The sequence below is a fragment of the Kitasatospora sp. NPDC053308 genome, assembly GCF_055585785.1.
Window position 1 is genome coordinate 123,349 of record NZ_JBVJJY010000003.1, and the last position, 13,721, is coordinate 137,069.

The 13,721-nt window shown below is 74.5% G+C and carries 12 protein-coding genes; 7 read left to right on the forward strand and 5 right to left on the reverse strand.

Going from position 1 to position 13,721, the window contains the following annotated elements; all coding sequences use genetic code 11:
* Nucleotides 1–32 precede the first annotated feature (32 nt).
* Together ACZ6Y7_RS08585 and ACZ6Y7_RS08590 are read right to left on the reverse strand one after the other, a co-directional pair.
* The gene (locus ACZ6Y7_RS08585; protein WP_465757112.1) at nt 33–959 is read right to left on the reverse strand and encodes a diacylglycerol kinase; all 927 of its coding nucleotides are present in this window, start codon (nt 957–959) and stop codon (nt 33–35) included.
* Nucleotides 956–2,524 (reverse strand): FAD-binding oxidoreductase, encoded by a 1,569-nt coding sequence (locus ACZ6Y7_RS08590; protein WP_465757113.1) that lies wholly within the window; start codon nt 2,522–2,524, stop codon nt 956–958. The genes ACZ6Y7_RS08585 and ACZ6Y7_RS08590 overlap by 4 nt, the downstream gene beginning before the upstream one ends.
* A gap of 74 nt (nt 2,525–2,598) precedes the next feature.
* Here ACZ6Y7_RS08590 and ACZ6Y7_RS08595 point away from each other — a divergent pair, with 74 nt between their 5' ends.
* Together ACZ6Y7_RS08595 and ACZ6Y7_RS08600 are read left to right on the forward strand one after the other, a co-directional pair.
* Nucleotides 2,599–3,228: a TetR/AcrR family transcriptional regulator gene (locus ACZ6Y7_RS08595; RefSeq protein WP_465757114.1), complete on the forward strand. Its 630-nt coding sequence runs from the start codon at nt 2,599–2,601 to the stop codon at nt 3,226–3,228.
* Nucleotides 3,225–4,784, forward strand: coding sequence for a glycerol-3-phosphate dehydrogenase/oxidase (locus ACZ6Y7_RS08600; protein ID WP_465757115.1), 1,560 nt, complete (start codon nt 3,225–3,227; stop codon nt 4,782–4,784). Before ACZ6Y7_RS08595 ends, ACZ6Y7_RS08600 begins: the two co-directional genes overlap by 4 nt.
* A gap of 425 nt (nt 4,785–5,209) precedes the next feature.
* Here the strand turns inward: ACZ6Y7_RS08600 and ACZ6Y7_RS08605 are convergent, their stop codons facing one another.
* On the reverse strand, nt 5,210–5,503 hold the full coding sequence (locus tag ACZ6Y7_RS08605) for a hypothetical protein (protein ID WP_465757116.1): 294 nt from the start codon (nt 5,501–5,503) through the stop codon (nt 5,210–5,212).
* A 318-nt stretch (nt 5,504–5,821) separates the two neighbouring features.
* On the opposite strand from ACZ6Y7_RS08605, the gene ACZ6Y7_RS08610 reads away from it, so the two are divergent.
* Nucleotides 5,822–6,397 carry a TerD family protein gene (locus ACZ6Y7_RS08610; RefSeq protein ID WP_465757117.1) on the forward strand — a complete coding sequence of 192 codons (576 nt, stop codon included), beginning with the start codon at nt 5,822–5,824 and terminating at the stop codon, nt 6,395–6,397.
* A gap of 191 nt (nt 6,398–6,588) precedes the next feature.
* Here ACZ6Y7_RS08610 and ACZ6Y7_RS08615 read toward each other — a convergent pair whose 3' ends face one another.
* A complete protein-coding gene (locus tag ACZ6Y7_RS08615; protein ID WP_465757118.1) occupies nt 6,589–7,839 on the reverse strand; it encodes an FAD-dependent monooxygenase in 1,251 nt (416 codons plus the stop codon).
* 275 nt (nt 7,840–8,114) lie between these two features.
* Between ACZ6Y7_RS08615 and ACZ6Y7_RS08620 the strand changes: the two genes are divergently transcribed.
* The 3 genes from ACZ6Y7_RS08620 to ACZ6Y7_RS08630 all read left to right on the forward strand — a co-directional run bounded on the left by ACZ6Y7_RS08620 (nt 8,115) and on the right by ACZ6Y7_RS08630 (nt 12,022).
* Nucleotides 8,115–10,157: an oxidoreductase gene (locus tag ACZ6Y7_RS08620; protein ID WP_465757119.1), complete on the forward strand. Its 2,043-nt coding sequence runs from the start codon at nt 8,115–8,117 to the stop codon at nt 10,155–10,157.
* 248 nt (nt 10,158–10,405) lie between these two features.
* Nucleotides 10,406–10,942, forward strand: a complete 537-nt coding sequence (locus ACZ6Y7_RS08625) for a PadR family transcriptional regulator (protein WP_465757120.1) — start codon at nt 10,406–10,408, stop codon at nt 10,940–10,942.
* A 351-nt stretch (nt 10,943–11,293) separates the two neighbouring features.
* Complete coding sequence (locus ACZ6Y7_RS08630) at nt 11,294–12,022, forward strand: hypothetical protein (RefSeq protein ID WP_465757121.1); 729 nt, start codon at nt 11,294–11,296, stop codon at nt 12,020–12,022.
* Nucleotides 12,023–12,720: 698 nt separating this feature from the next.
* On the opposite strand, the gene ACZ6Y7_RS08635 is transcribed toward ACZ6Y7_RS08630, so the two are convergent.
* Nucleotides 12,721–13,110 carry an HGxxPAAW family protein gene (locus ACZ6Y7_RS08635; protein ID WP_465757122.1) on the reverse strand — a complete coding sequence of 130 codons (390 nt, stop codon included), beginning with the start codon at nt 13,108–13,110 and terminating at the stop codon, nt 12,721–12,723.
* Between the two features lie 97 nt (nt 13,111–13,207).
* Here ACZ6Y7_RS08635 and ACZ6Y7_RS08640 point away from each other — a divergent pair, with 97 nt between their 5' ends.
* A complete protein-coding gene (locus ACZ6Y7_RS08640; protein ID WP_465757123.1) occupies nt 13,208–13,693 on the forward strand; it encodes a MarR family transcriptional regulator in 486 nt (161 codons plus the stop codon).
* The last annotated feature ends 28 nt before the right edge of the window (nt 13,694–13,721 follow it).

Sequence of the window (13,721 nt, forward strand, 5' to 3'; positions counted from 1 at the left end):
TTCGGCGTCGGCGTGGGTGTCCGCCAAGCGGTTCAGGGCACCAGCAGGTGCAGGGCGTTGCGCCGCACCTCGACCTCCACCGGGAGCGGCGCGATGAACTCGCCGTCGGCGTAGGCCGTGATGCCCGGGGACTCGATGCGCAGCGAGGTGGTGCGCAGGGTTGTGACCTCGGGGCGGGTGGTGTGGGTGCCCTTGAAGAGGGTGGGGAAGAAGCGGGCGACGCGCAGGCGGGGCATGGCGTCGACGAGGGTGACGTCGAGCAGGCCGTCGTCGGGCAGGGCGTCCGGGCACATGAGCATGCCGCCGCCGTAGCTGCGGGTGTTGCCGACGGCGGCCAGGGTGAGGTCGCGTTCGATGACGGTGCCGTCGGCGAGGGTGATCCGGAACGGCAGCGGCCGCAGGTTGGCGAACTCGATGAGGATGGCGAGGTTGTAGCGCATCCGTCCGCGCGGCCAGCGCAGCCGGTTGGTGCGGTCGCTGACCAGGGAGTCGAACCCGGTGGCGAGGATGGAGCCGAACCAGCGGGCGGCGCCGTCGGGGCCGGTGACCCGGCCGAGGTCGACGGTGCGGACCCGGCCGGCGGCGATGACCTCGGCGGCGGCCTCCGGGGCCCCGAGTGGTAGGCCGTACGCGCGGGCGTGGTCGTTGCCGGTGCCGGCCGGTACGACGCCGAGCGGGACGGCGCCGCCGGCGAGGGCCTGCAGGGCGAGGTTGATCATCCCGTCGCCGCCGACCACGGCGACCGCGTCCACGCCGTCCGCCGCCGCCTCGCGGGCGAGGCGCACGGCGTCCTCGGCGGAACTCCCGGCGTGCGGTTCGACGTCGACGCCCAGGGCCCGCAGCCGGGCGACGGCCCGCTCGGCGGCGGGCCCGGAGTGGCCGGTGCCCGCCGCCGGGTTGGTGAGGACGGCGACCCTGCGGACGGTTCTCGGACCGCCCTCCCCATGAGGCCGGCTCATGGGATCAGCTTGCCGGGGTTGAGGATGCCCGCCGGGTCGAGCTCGGCCTTGACGGCGCGCAGGATGCGCACGCCCAGGTCGCCGACCTCCTCGGTCATCCAGGGGCGGTGGTCGGCGCCGACCGCGTGGTGGTGGGTGATGGTGCCGCCCGCGCCGAGGATGGCGTCCCCGGCGGCGCGCTTGGCGGCGCCCCAGCGGCTGAGCGGGTCCTCGCCGAGCGCGGCGACGACGGTGAAGTAGAGCGAGGCGCCGGTCGGGTAGACGTGCGAGATGTGGCAGAGCACGAGCGCGCCGGGCAGGGCGGTGGTCAGCGCCTCGGTGACGGCGGTCCGCAGGGCGGGCAGCCCGCTCCAGGTGGCGGCCGTCTCCAGGGTCTCGCACAGCGCGCCGGCGCTGAGCAGCGAGTCGCGCAGGTAGGGCGCGTTGAACCGGCCGTGCTCCCAGACCCGGGCGGGGGCGTCGCCGAGCGAGGTGGCGCCGGCGGCGAGCAGTACCTCGCGGGTCGCGCCGTGGCGGGCGGCGACCTGCTGGGCGCTGCCCTCGAAGACGGTGACGGCCAGGCAGCCGGTGACCGCCGGGGCGCCGCCGATCTGCTCGGTCATGGCCAGGTTGACCATGGTCTCGGCCTCGTCGGAGAGCCGGATCACGGTCGGGCCGGTGCCCTGCTGCTCGACGGCGCGCAGCGCCGCCGTCCCGGTGGCGAAGTCGGGGAAGCTCCAGGCTTCGTAGGCCTTGACGGCGGGCAGCGGGTGGACCCGCAGGCGGACGGCGGTGATCACGCCGAGGGTGCCCTCGGAGCCGAGGAAGAGCTGGCGCAGGTCCGGGCCGGCGGCGGAGGCCGGGGCGCGGCCGAGGTCGAGCACGCCGACCGGGGTGACGACCCGCAGGCCGCGCACCATCTCGTCGAAGCGCCCGTACCCGGCGGAGTCCTGGCCGGAGGAGCGGGTGGCGGCGAAGCCGCCGATGGTGGCGTAGCGGAAGCTCTGCGGGTAGTGGCCGAGTTCCCAGCCGCGCTCGGCGAGCAGCGCCTCGGCGGCCGGGCCGGTGAGGCCGGCGCCGAGGACGGCCTCGCCGGAGGTCTCGTCCAGGTCGAGCAGGGCGTCGAAGCGGCGCAGGTCGAGCGAGACGACGGCCTCGAAGCCGCCGCGTTCCGGGTCGAGGCCGCCGACGACGCTGGTGCCGCCGCCGAACGGGACGACGGCGGCGCGGTGTTCGGCGCACACCGCGAGGACGGCGGCGATCTCCTGCTCGCTGCCGGGCAGCACCACGGCGTCGGGTGCGTCCTGGGCCTCGCGGCTGCGGCGGCGCAGCAGGTCGGGGGTGGACTTGCCGCCGGCGCGCGGCAGGCGGTCGGCGTCGGCGGCGCTGACGTGGGCCTCGCCGACGGCGTCGGCGAGCGCCTCGAGGGCGTCGGCCGTGATCCGGGAGGGGCGCAGCACGACCTCGTCGGCGCTCGGCCCGGGGGCGGCGTCGCCGGTGACGCCGAGGGCGGCGGCGAGCAGTCCCTTGATGTCCGCGGACAGCTCCTTGGCCAGGGCCGGGTCGCCCCAGGCGTCCCACTTCATCGGGGGGAGCGGAAGAGCGGCGCCCGCCGGTCCCGCTTGCGTCTCAGGTGCCATGCGTTACAGTTTCACACATCATGTCAAGTAGTAACGCCGCCGAGTCGGCGACCCCAGCCGAGCGGCCCGGCAGCACCGGAGCCGAGCAGCCGCGCAGCACCGACGACGCGATCCTGGACGCCGCCGCCGACCTGGTCGTCCACCTCGGCGTGCGCCGCACCCAACTGGCCGAGATCGCGCGCCGCGCCGGGGTCAGCCGGCCGACCGTCTACCGCCGCTGGCCGGACGTGCGGGCGGTGATCGGCGCCCTGCTCACCCGGGAGATCCTGGCCACCCTGGAGGGCGCCTCGCTCGACGTCCAGGACCGGGAGACCTTCGTGGAGCGGGTCGTCGAGGTCGCCGTCCTCCTGCGGGACCACCCGGTGCTCGGGGCGCTGCTCCACTCCGATGACTCCGACCTGCTGCTCGAGTACGTGGTCGAGCGGCTCGGCGCCAGCCAGCGCGGCCTGCTGGAAGCCCTGCGCGGCGGCATCGAGCGCGGCCAGGCCCAGGGCTCGATCCGGGCCGGCGAGCCGCTCGAACTGGCCGCCATGGTCCTGCTGATCGCCCAGTCCACCGTCCAGTCGCACCGCATGGTCGCCTCCCTGCTGCCCGAGGAGGCCTGGCGGCGCGAGCTGGCCAGAGCACTGAACGGATACCTGGCACCATGACGACGCCCGCCGTCGGCCCCTTCGCGGGGACGAGCCGACTCAACGCCGCCCGCCGCACGCTGGAGTTCGAGGCGCTCGGCGACGACCCGCACGTCGACCTGCTGGTGATCGGCGGCGGCGTCACCGGCGCCGGGGTGGCCCTGGACGCCGCCTCGCGCGGCCTGCGCACCGTACTGGTCGAGTCCCGCGACCTGGCCTTCGGCACCAGCCGCTGGAGCTCCAAGCTGGTCCACGGCGGGCTGCGCTACCTGGCCTCCGGCCGGATCAAGGTGGCCCGGGAGAGCGCCGTCGAGCGCGGTGTGCTGATGACCCGCACCGCCCCGCACCTGATCCGCGCACTGCCCCAACTGGTGCCGCTGCTCCCGGACTTGCTGCGCCCGGGGCAGGGAGCGCTGATCCGCGCGGGCTTCCACGCCGGGGACGCGCTGCGGATCAGCGCCGGCACGCCGGGCGACCTGCTGCCCCGGATGCGCCGGATCGACGCGGCCGGCACCCGGCGGCTGGTGCCGGCCGTCCGGACCGCCGGCCTGCGCGGCGCGCTGGTCGCCCACGACGGCCAACTCGTGGACGACGCCCGGCTGGTGGTCGCCCTGGCCCGGACCGCCGCGCAGTACGGCGCGAGCGTGCTGACCAGGGTGCGGGCCGAGGCCGTGACCGGCACCTCCGCCCGGCTGGTGGACACGCTGACCGGTCAGGGGCTGACCGTGAGGGCCGGCGCGGTGGTCAACGCCACCGGCGTCTGGGCGGGCGAGGTGGACACCTCGATCACGCTGCGGCCGAGCCGCGGCACCCATGTCCTGGTGGACGCGGGGGCGTTGGGGAATCCGCGCGCCGCCCTCACGGTGCCCGTACCCGGCTCGACCAGCCGCTTCGTCTTCGCCCTGCCGCAGCAGCTCGGCCGGGTCGCGATCGGACTGACCGACGAGGACGCGCCGGGCCCGGTCCCGGACGAGCCGCAGCCCACCGAAGCCGAGCTGACCTTCCTCCTCGACACCGTCAACGCGGCCCTCGCCACCGCGCTGACCAGGGCGGACGTCCGTGGCGCCTACGCCGGGCTGCGTCCGCTGATCGACACCGGAGGCGGCAGCACCGCCGACATCTCGCGGGAGCACGCGGTGCTGGAGTCCCCGTCCGGGGTGGTCACCGTGGTCGGCGGCAAGCTGACCACCTACCGCCGGATGGCCCAGGACGCGGTGGACACCGCCGCGCGGCTGCGCGGACTGCAGGCCCGGACCTGCTGGACGGCCAGGCTGCCGCTGGTCGGCGCGCCCGGGCACCGGGACAGCCGCCCCCTGCCCGCGCGGGGCGTGCCCGCCTCGCTGCTCGCGCGGCACGGCGGCGCGGCCCACGAGGTGCTGGCCGCCGGGGAGTTGACGCCGGTGGCGGAAGGCTTGGACGTGACCCGCGCCGAGATCGGGTACGCCGTCACGCACGAGGGCGCGCTGGACGCGGCCGACGTGCTCGACCGCCGCACCCGGATCGGGCTGGTCGCGCAGGACGCGGAGCGGGCCCGGAAGGCGGTGGAGGAGATCCTGGCGGAGTGTCGGGGGGACTGAGTGCGGGCCGGTCGGGGGAAGGGGGCGAGGGCGAGGTCTTGGGCGAGGTCCGGTTCGACCCGGCCGGCCCAGGCCCCGGCCCGCTCGTCCCCGAGTGTGGCGGGGCGGCGGCAGCAGAGGGAGAGCGGGTCCTCGTCGAGCAGCTCGGCGTGCCGGGCCGCGAACGCCCCCCAGCCGTCGGGCTCGCCGGAGGTTCCGGGCCCCTGGAGCGGGGTGTGCCGGCTGTCCCCGCCGACCGGATCGAGGGCGGCCGCGGCGCCGAAGTGGTGGGCGGCGAGCCGGCCGAGGCGGAGAGCGGAAATCGGAAGTCGAGTTCGCAGGTCGGACGTCGGAAGCCGCAGGTCGGAAGGCGGGCATCGAGAGGCTGCGGACGGGGGATCGCGGGGTTCCGTGGCCTTCCCGGGCACACCGCCGCGTGGGCGGTGTCAGCGGGCCGTCTTCTCCGGCATGGGGAGTTCGGTGCCGGCGAGCTCCAGGACGCAGGACAGCGGGTGCTCGGCTATGCCGGTGCGGTCCAGGGTGACGGCGACCGGCCGGGGCGGCTCCCCGGCGAGCTGGGCGGCGAGGGTCAGCGGGTAGTCGCCGTGCCCGTGGACGCGGTGGAAGGCGCACTCCTTGCCGTCCACCAGCAGTTCGGTCTCGGTGATCCAGCCGGAGCGGACGTTGACGGTCACGGAGTGCCCGTCCTGGTCGACGTGGAAGCTGTACCGCTGGCGCATGGGAACCTCCCACGGGGGCGCCGAGACCGGGGCCGGGAATCGAGGGGCCGGGAAACCGGGAGTCGGGGGGAAGGGGCCGGAGAACCGGGAGTCCGGGAGAAGGGCAGGGGAACCGGGGAACCGGGGAACGGGGATCCACCGTCAGTCTAGGTCGGCGGCCCCGGCTCGGCGCCCGGTCGGAGCCGGGCCCGGTCGGTTCCCGTCGCGGTCCCTGAGAAGGCCCGGAGGAATTCCGGGGTGGAGCCCGCCCGTGGACGGATTCTCGTGATCTCTACAGTGTTGTAGATTCGTCCTAGGGAGAGATCAGAGGAGGGCATTGTGGGAGTTTCGCTGGCCAAGGGCGGCAACGTCTCGCTGAGCAAGGAGGCGCCCGGTCTGAGCGCCGTGATCGTGGGTCTCGGTTGGGACGTGCGGACCACCACCGGGGCCGACTACGACCTGGACGCCAGCGCGCTGCTGTGCAACGCGCTCGGCAAGGTGATCTCGGACCAGCACTTCGTGTTCTTCAACAACCTTCGCAGCCCCGAGGGTTCGGTCGAGCACAGCGGTGACAACCTGACCGGTGGCGGCGACGGCGACGACGAGCAGATCAAGGTCGACCTGGACCGGGTGCCGGCCGACGTGGCCAAGGTGGTCTTCCCGGTGTCGATCTACGACGCCGACGCCCGGCTGCAGAACTTCGGACAGGTCCGCAACGCCTTCATCCGGATCGTCAACCAGGCCAACGGCCAGGAGATCGCGCGCTACGACCTGACCGAGGACGCCTCGACCGAGACCGCGATGGTCTTCGGCGAGCTGTACCGCAACGGCGCGGAGTGGAAGTTCCGTGCCATCGGCCAGGGTTACGCCTCCGGGCTGCGCGGCATCGCGACCGACTACGGCGTCAACGTCTGACATCCGGCGTCCGGCGTCGGCGTCTGACATCCGGCGTCCGAGGGCCGGCGTCCGGCTCTGGGGCCCGAGTCATGGGACCCGAGCCATGGGGCCCGAGCCGGGGTGTCCGGTGTGCGATGCCCGAGGTCCGATGACGGCGCCCGGGCCGGGGGTTCCCCGCCCGGGCGCCGTGGGATCCGGCGGTCGCGCGCTCACGAGGACGGCTTCGGCCGGCCGAGCGCGTGGCCGCCGAAGCCCCCGCTGCCGGTGAGCTGGTGCTGCCACCAGGCCGCCATCGTCGGCTCGTCCATGCCGGACCAGTCCGGCGCCTCGGTGACCTGCGCCCGGCCGAGCGTACGGCCCAGCTCCACCAACTCGCGCCCCGCCGCGCTGCGTTCGCGGTCGTACGCGGCGAGCAGGGACGACCAGGAGCCGCCGGCCGCCCACGCCTGCTCGAAGGCGTGGGCGTCCTGCAGGGCCTTCACGGCGCCGCTGGTGTTGTGCGGCCGCACGACGGTGGCAGCGTCCCCGCCGATGAGCAGCCGGCCGGCGGTGCGGCGCGGGGCCGCCAGGTCGTAGACGGGCTGCAGGAAGGTCCGTTCGCGCGGGGTGAGGGTGACCACCCCGGCCCAGTACGGCGGCAGTTGCCGTTCCGCGAGCTGCCGCAGCTCGTCCAGCTGCCCGTCGGTGAGGGTGCCCGCCGGGATGCTGGTCGGGCCGTCCAGGCGCAGCCAGGCGGGGATGGGGGCGTAGAAGACCCAGTTCACCTGGGTGCGGCCGGGATCGAGCCCGGGGATGCGGTAGATCACGACCTGTCCGCCGGGGTAGCAGGCGGTGATGCACTCCTCCTCCGGCCAGGCCGCGGAGCCGCCGGGCAGTTCGTCCAGCAGCGCGGCGTCGTAGCTGCCGCGCCAGCACACGTACCCGGCGAACTCGGGTGCGGCCTGTGGGCAGACGGCGGCGCGGACCACGGAGCGGTAGCCGTCCGCGCCGATCACCAGGTCGTAGCGGTGGCGGACGCCGTCGGCTTCCTCGGCCCAGGCGCCCTCGTCGTCCCCGCCGACCGCGGTGACGGTGGTGCCCAGCCGGTACTCGACGCGTTCGGGGGTCCGCTCGCGCAGCGCCTGCCAGAGGACGGCCCAGTGGTGGGAGTGGAACGGGAACGGCTGGTCCCAGAGGGGTCGCCCGCGCCCGTGCGGGCCGTCGCCCTCGCCGGCCGGCCCCCGGGTGACCCAGCGGCGGACGGTGAGGCGGTGGCGGCGGGTGTCCGCGGCGAGGTGCCCGGCGCGGACCAGTTCGTCGAAGCGGTCGTTGTGGGTGCACAGGCCCACCCCGCGGTCCTCCAGTCGGCCGGGGCTGCGTTCCAGCACCACGACCCGTTCCGCGCCCAGTCGGGCGGCGGCCCCGGCGAACGCGCTCCCGGCGATGCTGCCCCCGACCACGGCCACCGAGCCACCCCGCACGGCCGCCCCCTCTCCCGGCTCTTCCGGCTGTCCCGGCTCTCCCGAGCCTCGCGATGTCCGGGACACGACGATACGCGGGCGGTCCGCCGCCTGCCCGGTGTTCGGCGGCTTCGGGCGGCCGGTGGTGACGGGCGTCGGCGGTCCGGTTCGGGGCGGCGGCGGTCCCGGGGGCGGGCTGGGCCGGCCCGCGCTTATGCAACTTGTTGCATAAGGCTCGGGGCTTCCCCTACCCTGCGGTAACCACCGCAGCCAGCCCCGCGCCCCAGGAGACGTCGATGAGCGCCACCCCCGGCAGCAGCCGCTACCCGCACCTGCTCAGCCCGCTCGACCTCGGCTTCACCACCCTGCCCAACCGCGTGATCATGGGCTCGATGCACGTCGGCCTGGAAGAGGCCCCGGGCGGGTACGCGCGGATGGCCGCCTTCTACGCCGAGCGCGCCCGCGGCGGCGTCGGCCTGATCGTCACCGGCGGCATCGCCCCCAACGAGGCCGGACGCCCCTGGGAGGGCGGCGCGATGCTGACCACCGAGGAGGAGGCCGACGAGCACCGCGTGATCACCGACGCCGTGCACGCCGCCGGCGGGAAGATCGCCCTGCAGATCCTGCACTTCGGCCGGTACGCCTACCACCGCGACCTGGTCGCCCCCAGCGCCCTCCAGGCCCCGATCAGCCCCTTCGTGCCCCACGAGCTCACCGCCGAACAGGTCGAGCAGACCATCGAGGACTTCGCCCGCTGTGCGGAACTCGCCCGCCGCGCCGGGTACGACGGCGTCGAGATCATGGGCTCCGAGGGCTACCTGATCAACGAGTTCGTCGTCGCCGCCACCAACCGGCGCGAGGACGAGTGGGGCGGGACGTACGAGCGGCGGATGCGCTTCCCGGTGGAGATCGTCCGACGGGTCCGCGAGCGGGTCGGCGAGGACTTCATCATCGTCTACCGCCTCTCCATGCTGGACCTGGTGCCCGGCGGCTCCACCCTCGACGAGGTGGTGGAGCTCGCGCAGGCCGTCGAGGCCGCCGGAGCCACCATCATCAACAGCGGCATCGGCTGGCACGAGGCCCGCATCCCGACCATCGCCACCTCGGTGCCACGCGGCGCCTTCGCCTGGGTGACGAAGAAGGTCATGGGCAAGGTCGGCATCCCGCTGGTGACCACCAACCGCATCAACACCCCCGAGATCGCCGAGCGGCTGCTCGCGGACGGCAGCGCCGACCTGGTCTCGATGGCCCGCCCGCTGCTCGCCGACGCCGACTTCGTCGCCAAGGCCCGCGAGGACCGCGCCGACGCCATCAACACCTGCATCGGCTGCAACCAGGCCTGCCTCGACCACACCTTCAACCTCCAGATCACCTCCTGCCTGGTCAACCCGCGGGCCTGCCACGAAACCGAACTCGTCCTCGCGCCCGCCAGGCTGCGCAAGCGGGTCGGCGTCGTCGGAGCCGGCCCGGCCGGCCTCGCCTTCGCCGTCTCCGCCGCCGAGCGCGGCCACGAGGTCACCCTGCACGACGCCGCCGAGGCGATCGGCGGACAGCTCGACGTGGCCCGGCGCATCCCGGGCAAGGAGGAGTTCGACGAGACGCTGCGCTACTACCGCACCCGGCTCGCCGAGTTGGGCGTCACGCAGCGCCTCGGGGCCACCGTCACGGCCGAGGAGCTCGCCGCGGCGGGGTACGACGAGATCGTCCTCGCGACCGGCGTCACCCCGCGGACCCCGGCCGACATCCCGGGGATCGACCACCCCAGCGTGGTCGGCTACCTCGACGTGCTGCGCGACGGCGCGCCCGTCGGCGAGCGGGTCGCGATCCTCGGCGCGGGCGGCATCGGCTTCGACGTGGCCGAGTTCCTCACCGACCAGGGCGACCAGGCGAGCCTCAACCCGCCGGTCTTCCAGGCGAAGTGGGGCATCGACCCGGAGTACCGCGAGCGCGGCGGCCTGCGCGCCCCGGAGCGCCCGAAGCCCCCGCGCAGCGTGCACCTGCTGCAGCGCAAGACCGGTAAGGTCGGCGCGGGACTCGGCAAGACCACCGGCTGGATCCACCGCACCGAGCTCAAGCACCGGGGCGTGGTGATGGTTCCCGGCGTGACCTACGACCTGATCGACGACGCCGGCCTGCACATCACCGTGGACGGCGAGCGCCGGCTGCTGCCCGTCGACACCGTGGTGCTCTGCACCGGGCAGGAGCCTCGCCGCGACCTGTACGACGCGCTGCGCGAGCGCGGCCTGACCGTGCACCTGATCGGCGGCGCCGACGTGGCCGCCGAGCTGGACGCCAAGCGGGCCATCAAGCAGGGGACGGAGCTGGCCGCGGCCATGTGAGTCAGAGTGGTCGGTCATGTGAGCGGCTCATGTGCGCGGCTCATGTGAGTCGCTCACATGAGGTGCGGATCAGGGCGCTCGGCGGGGTGCTCATGGGCGCGGGTGGGTGCGTACCGCCGACGCATGAGACCTGCTCATGGGCGGAGGCGGCATGAGACCTGATCATGCCCCCGTGGTCATGAGACCTCCTCATGACCACGCTCCGGCCCGTCCGTGAGAGCCGCTCGTGCGCCTCTAGGATCGTCCGCATGTCGCTGCCGCACGCCATCCTCACCGCCCTGCTGGAGAAGCCGTCCTCGGGGCTGGAGCTGACCAGGCGGTTCGACAAGTCGATCGGCTTCTTCTGGCCCGCCACCCACCAGCAGATCTACCGCGAGCTGGGCCGGCTGGAGGCTTCCGGGCACATCCGGGCCCTCCAGCCGGACGGGCCGGTGCGCGGGCAGAGGAAGGAGTACGAGGTCCTCCCGGAGGGCCGCGCCGAACTGGCCCGCTGGACGGCCGAGGGCGCGGGGCCGCGCGCCGTGCGGGAGCCGCTGCTGCTGCGGTTGCGGGCGGCGGCGGTGGTCGGCACGGACGGTCTGGCGGCCGAACTGGAGCGCCACGTGGAGATTCACCGCACGCAGCTGGCCGACTACCTGGCGATCGAGCGGCGGGACTTCCCGGCCGAGAAGGCCGACCACGAGAACCGGCTCCAGCACGCCGTGCTGCGGGCCGGGATCGGGCTGGAGACCTTCTGGGTGGAGTGGCTCGCCGAAACCCTGGACACGCTGCCGACCGGGGGATGAGCCCGGCTCATCGCGGTCCCGTATGAGAGGTGCTCATCGCGCGGCGCATGAGTGCCGCTCATGGGCCTTCCCCATGCGACCTGCTCATCACGTGAGGCATGAGACGCGCTCATGGGCGCCCGCGGTGAGAGGTTCTCATGGCGCTCCCCATGCGACCTGCTCATGCCCATCGCCTGCTCATGCTCCTCGGATCTCGCCATGAGCGGACCTCGTCGGCTCCCCATGAGCTCCGCTCATGCGCCGACTGCTAGGCGCTGTGACCTGCGGCGATGGCTGCCCCGCGCGCCCGGATCGGGCCCCGGTGGGAGACTGGACACCTGTGCCTGCCCGAACTCTCGACCGGGGGCCCGTATGTCCCTTCCGAAGCCTCTCCACGCGGTCACCGCCGCGGCCGTCGTCGTGGCGGTGGCCCTCGGTCCGGCGCACCTGGCGTCGGCCGCGCCCGCCCAGGACCTCCCCAGCGCCGACCAGCTGAAGTCGGCGCTGCTGACCGTGGACGACGTCGGCCCCGGCTTCACCGAGGTGCCCGCGACGCAGAGCCCGGGCCCGGAGGAGAACCCGACCCCGGTCAGCGGCTGCGACGCGCTCAGTGCCCTGATCAACATGCACGCCACCCAGCCCGGTCCGGGGAACCCGCGAGCCGAGACCGAGTTCGACGGCCCGGACGGCAACCCGATGGTGACCGAGGCACTCGCCGCCGAGGCCCCCGACCGGCTCGCCGCCGACTTCAACACCGCCGCGGACGCCCTGCGGACCTGTCACACCATCACCTTCAACGCCGGCGTCGAGGACACGGTGACCTTCACCGTCACCCCCGTCACCCTCGGCGACCGTCAGGACGCTCCTGCCGTCCGGCTGGACGGCACCCTGGCCGGGGTCCCGCTCAACGCGTTCATCGGCATCGAGCGCTTCGGCACCGTCGCCATGGCCTTCGGCTACTTCCAGCGCGAGGGTTCCGACCCGCAGGCCGCGTCGATGCAGTACCGCACCGCCGTCGCCAAGGTCGAACGCACCCTCGGCGCCCCGGCCGGCAGCACCACCCCGCCCACCGTCGCCGCCAGCCCGGGCATGCGGGTCTGACGCCGCGCGCGCAAGGCCGCGCCGTGCCCAAGGGGTCGTCGATCACGTAGTGGCGGTGGCCGGCCCGCCGACCGGATCGCGGCGGGCGACGTCGGGGGCGGTGCCGGCGCCGGCGCGGTGGACGCCCGTGCCGTCCGGGGTGACTCGGCGGTCGCGGCGCGGAGTTCGGCGCCGGTGGCGGTGGTGGTGGCGGTGGTGCCGGGCGAGGGGACGAAGACGGCGCGGGTTCGTATGACTTGGGCGGGCAGCGCGCCGTCACCGGAGTCGAACGCCGCGGCGGGTGCACGCGGGAACGGTGGACCCGGGAACGGTGGACCCGGGAACGGTGCGCCCGGGAACGGCCTGCCGGTGGGACGCGGCGCCGGGGACGTACGGCACGCTCCGCGGCGGACTGTCCGGTGGAAGGCGGCGCCGGTGGCGGTGGCCGGTCGATGGGTGACGCCGGTCCCGCGGGAGCTGACGTGCGGCCCCGCCTCGTGCGACGAACCGCGCGAACGGCTGCCGGTGATCGGCGCCGAGGTGCTCGCGGAGTGTCCGCGGCTCCCGGGCGAGCGGGAGTCGGTGGCACGCGAGCGGCTCGCCGGCTTCCCGGTGCGGACGCCGTACCGGCCGTCGCCGGCCGGTGGGGCGCTGCGCCCGCCACCCGTGGGGCCGTACCGGACGGGTGTGGCGCTGTCTTCGGTGTCGCGGCCCCGGGGTCAGTGGCCTGCGCCGACGCGCCGTCCGAAACGGGCGATCGAGGCGCCCCCGGCGACCTGGTCGGCTCCCGCGGTGGCCGGGGCTCCGCTGCGGCGCCCGGCGAGGCGGCAGCCGAGGCAGTCGGGGTGGCCCCGGCGTCCGGCGGGGTCGGGGGTGCGCCAGTGGCGGAGGTGGGGCGGGCGCGGGCCGGTGGGTTTGCCCAGGCCGCCGAGGTGGAGCAGCCAGGCGGCGACGGCGCCGAGGACGGTGAGGGCCGCGCCGGCCCCGATCCCGGCGGCCGAGCCGAGGACCAGCCCGGCGCCCGCGACGGCGAAGCCGAGGATGGCGATGGTGGAGCCCGCCCAGCCGGCGACGGTGTGCCCCATGCCGTGATCACCGTGTGCGCGCATGTCTCCTCCGGTGGTGTGAGATGGGTGGATGTGCGCGTGGGCGGCCCAGGCCGTTTATCTCACGAGCTAAGTAACTTAGATGCTAAGGAGAATCCGGGTGAAGGGCAAGCCGCGCCCCCGGGCGACGCCCGAGCAGGCGCAGTACTCGATGGACCGGATGATCGCGTTGGCGCAGTTCGGCCAGCAGGACATCGCCGCCCGGCTCGGGCTCAACGTCACCGACCTGACCTGCCTCGGCTTCGTCATCGAGGCCGCGATGGCCGGCGAGCCGCTGGCCGCCGGCGACCTCGCCGAGCGAGCCCAACTGACCACCGGGGCCGTGACCGGGGTGCTCAACCGCCTGGAGAAGGCCGGGTACGCCCGACGGGAGGCCGATCCGGGCGACCGGCGGCGGGTGCGGGTGGTGATGTCGGAGGACGCCCAGGAGCGGATCCTCCAGGTCTACGGCCCCTTCTACCAGCGGATCGGCGCGCTGTTCGCCGACTACACGCCCGACGAGGTCGCGGTGATCACCGACTGGTTCACCCGGGCCAGGGCGGTCCTGGCGGAGTCGCTGGAGGAGATCCGGGCGGAGACGCCGTAACGGCTCCGAACGCCGGGAAACGACGCGC